The sequence below is a fragment of the Streptomyces sp. NPDC111802 genome, from assembly GCF_055634335.1.
Genome location: NZ_JBVKCZ010000167.1, coordinates 1 through 3,077, shown reverse-complemented (window position 1 = coordinate 3,077; position 3,077 = coordinate 1). Strand labels below are relative to the sequence as shown.

Below are 3,077 nucleotides of genomic sequence, written 5' to 3'. Positions count from 1 at the left end.
GCACGAGAGATCTACCGGCTCATCGTCCTAACAAGGCAGGCGCCTGACCATCAGGCCCCCGCAGAAGCCACTACTTGACATCCATAGGGGCATCAACACCGTCCGCAGTGTCGCCGAGCGGATGCTGCAGGAGCTGATCGAGGCCGAGGCCGCGGTGAAGATCGGCGCCGAGTGGAACGAGCACACCGACACCCGCACCAACTACCGCAACGGGCACCGCGACAAGACGCTCACCACCCAGGCCGGCGACCTCGGCCTGGCCATCCCCAAACTGCGGTCCGGCAGTTTCTTCCCCTGTCTGCTGGAGCGTCGGCGTCGCATCGACCAGGCTCTCTACGCCGTCATCATGGAGGCATACGTCGAAGGCGTCTCCACCCGGTCGGTCGACGACCTGGTCAAGGCCCTGGGGGCGGACACCGGTATCTCCAAGAGCGAGGTCTCCAGGATCTGCGCCGCCCTTGTCCCGCGTCAAGTTTGTGGCTCACTGATCTTGTTTGAAAGTTGGGGGTGCAGGGTCGGGGTGCGGTAGATCTCGATCGGCCGGTGGCCGGCGAGGGCTTCGTGGGGCCGGACGTGGTTGAAGATGTGCCGGTAGTGCTCGGCCTCGCGGGCGAGCGTGTCGAGGTCCTCGATCTCCTGACGGTAGAGGTGCTCGTACTTCAGCGAGCCGAAGGCCCGTTCGCGGACTCCGATGTGGCCGGGGCTCTTGGCCCGGGTGCGGATGTGCAGCAGCTCGGGCCTGGATGCTATGAACCGGGCGAACGCGGCACCCTTGAACGCGCCGCCGTTGTCGGTGACCAGCTTGATTCTTCGGATCGCGCCCGTCTCGCTGCTGACAGGCAACAGACCGGACAGCGGACGGCCGCCGAGTCGTTCGGCCTCGGAGATCGCGATCTTGACCGTGGCCCGACCCCGCGCCGATGGGCAGCCGCGACCTGCACGAGTTCCCGCAGCACGGTCACGCCGCGTGACCCGGTTCCTCATCCCGCAAGAGCTTTCTGCAGATCGCGCAGACCCTCCCGGGCGACCCGGCCTGTCTTGACCTGGGCGTGCTGGACGCCGTCTGCGCCCGGGTACAGGCCCACTACATGGGCCGCGACGTGTACGCGAGTGACTGGCTCAAGGCCGCGGCCATGCTGGAGACCATCGCGCTGCACGAGCCACTGGAGGCGAAGAACGAGTTCTTTGCCTGGCTGGTCGCCGAGACGTACCTCAACACCAACGGCGTCACGTTGGACTACGAGCCGGAGGAAGCTCTCGCGCTCGTCATGCGCGCCAAGCACAAGGGCGCCCGCATTCAGGAGATCGCCGCGCAGCTGCGCACGTGGTCCACCTGCTGAGGCCAGCCGGCTGCGGGGCTACCCGTTCTCGTCGTCGGGCACGTCGAACGTGATGGTCTGCTCGTTGGCCGCCTTCTCTGCCGCACTCAGCCGCTCGATCTTGTACTTCTCATCCAGGACGCGGGCCTTCAGCCCCCAGGACAATGCGCGAGCCCGCATCCCGTTGTCCCCGGTGACCACCGTGACCTGTGCCGGGGCTATGGCCTGCTGGAGATAGCAGGCGCGCGCGACGATCTCATCGTCGTTGTTCGGCAGCCGCACATGCCCGGGCTCGTCCAGCAGGACATCGACGACGGTGGCCTCATTCACCACCGCGTGGCCGTCGGCTTCGATCTGGGCCAGGGTCTGCTCCAGGAGCGCGAAGACGGCGCGCGCCCGTTTCCGGACGCCGGTGTCGTGGGTGTCGTACGACTTCTTGTCGATCTCGTCGATCACGACGTGCGGGATCATCACGGAAGTGCCGCGGCCGAAGAGCCGCTGCCACGGGATCTTGTCGAAGCGCATGTAATGCAGCAGATCGTTGGTGTCCAGCACCACCGTCCGCACCCGGTGGCGGGTGAAGCGCTCCTGTGCCCGGCGCAGTTCGTTGGCCAACTCCATGAAATAGCTGCGCAGTTCCTGCAGCTCGGTGTTCATCAGAACCGTGAAGCGGTCGGCGGTGAACTGACCGTGCATGATTGCGTTGTACCGCTCGCCCCGCAGCCGCGCCGCCACCGACCGGTCGGCGAACGCGTCCAGCAACTCGTTCCCGGCCTGCAGCGTCCACTCGTCGTACATGCGCCGCACCCGCGCGACGGCGTCCCAGTGTTCCTGGGGCATACCGGGCACCGCGTTGCCGACCACATGCGGTACGGAGTTCTGGACGTCGTTGAGCCCTTGGGCCGTCAGGCGCTCCACCAGCGCGATCGCCTCAGCGCAGGTCGTTCCGGGCCTCAACAGCATGCGCGCGCTCCTCACGGTACGGGCCGTCCGCGACACCGGACGGGCTGAGCATAGGCATCCGCCCCATCGGAACGCCCTTAACCACGGATTAGGCTCCGTTCGGTGGAGACGTTCTGGATCACCGCGGCGGCGGTCCTGTGGGGTGCCGGCACAGGTCTGCTCATACCGCGCGCCGCCTACCGGCTTTCCGTGCCGCACGATGAGTCGTGGCGGACAGCGTGTCCTGCCGGACACCCCTTCGTCGGTGCCGGGCACGGATGGATCGGGCGGGCCCGTTGCGCCGACGGAGACGTGTACGGCCCGAGCGCGCTCACCGTCTCCGTCGTCGTGGCCGCGGTCTGCGCGGCGCTGGCGGCTGGAGTCGGGGCTCGCCCCGAGCTGGTGGTCTGGCTGCTACTCACCCCCCTCAGCGTGCTACTTGCTGCCGTCGACCTTGTGGCGCACCGGCTGCCCGACGTGCTCACCCTGCCGCTCGCTGCAGCGGCGCTCGTGCTGCTCGGTGGTGCCGCGTTGCTGCCCGATGCCGGAGGCAGCTGGACGTCCGCGCTGCTCGGCTCCCTCCTTCTGGGAGCCTGCTTCTTCGCGCTCTTCCTCATCAGCAAGGGCTTCGGGTTCGGCGATGTGAAACTCGCCCTCGTCCTGGGTGCCGTGCTGGGCTGGTACGGCTGGCCAATTGTCCTGATCGGAACGTTCGCCGGGTACCTGCTCGGCGCGCTGTACGGCATCGGTCTTCTCGCCGTGGGGCGGGCCGGACGGGACAGCAGAATCCCGTTCGGCCCGTTCCTTCTCACGGGA

The 3,077-nt window shown here is 67.4% G+C and carries 4 protein-coding genes and 1 pseudogene; 3 read left to right on the top strand and 2 right to left on the bottom strand.

The window, feature by feature from the left end; translation table 11 throughout:
• Window positions 1-79 precede the first annotated feature (79 nt).
• Window positions 80-460, top strand: a pseudogene (locus tag ACZ7NC_RS44995) (transposase); the annotation flags it as partial.
• A gap of 8 nt (window positions 461-468) precedes the next feature.
• Here ACZ7NC_RS44995 and ACZ7NC_RS44990 read toward each other — a convergent pair.
• Window positions 469-843, bottom strand: a complete 375-nt coding sequence (locus tag ACZ7NC_RS44990) for an integrase core domain-containing protein (RefSeq protein ID WP_471498094.1) — start codon at window positions 841-843, stop codon at window positions 469-471.
• Window positions 844-1,049: 206 nt separating this feature from the next.
• On the opposite strand from ACZ7NC_RS44990, the gene ACZ7NC_RS44985 reads away from it, so the two are divergent.
• A complete protein-coding gene (locus ACZ7NC_RS44985) occupies window positions 1,050-1,340 on the top strand; it encodes a fic family toxin-antitoxin system, toxin component (protein ID WP_471498092.1) in 291 nt (96 codons plus the stop codon).
• Window positions 1,341-1,358: 18 nt separating this feature from the next.
• Here the strand turns inward: ACZ7NC_RS44985 and ACZ7NC_RS44980 are convergent, their stop codons facing one another.
• Window positions 1,359-2,282: a PIN domain-containing protein gene (locus ACZ7NC_RS44980; RefSeq protein ID WP_471498089.1), complete on the bottom strand. Its 924-nt coding sequence runs from the start codon at window positions 2,280-2,282 to the stop codon at window positions 1,359-1,361.
• A 102-nt stretch (window positions 2,283-2,384) separates the two neighbouring features.
• Between ACZ7NC_RS44980 and ACZ7NC_RS44975 the strand changes: the two genes are divergently transcribed.
• Window positions 2,385-3,077 (top strand): prepilin peptidase (locus ACZ7NC_RS44975; RefSeq protein ID WP_471498085.1); only part of this gene is annotated, 693 nt, incomplete at its 3' end.

What these genes read in the sequence shown, in the direction of transcription:
- ACZ7NC_RS44980 (WP_471498089.1), bottom strand. Translation starts at nt 2,282, where the DNA reads ATGCTGTTGAGGCCCGGAACGACCTGCGCTGAGGCGATCGCGCTGGTG.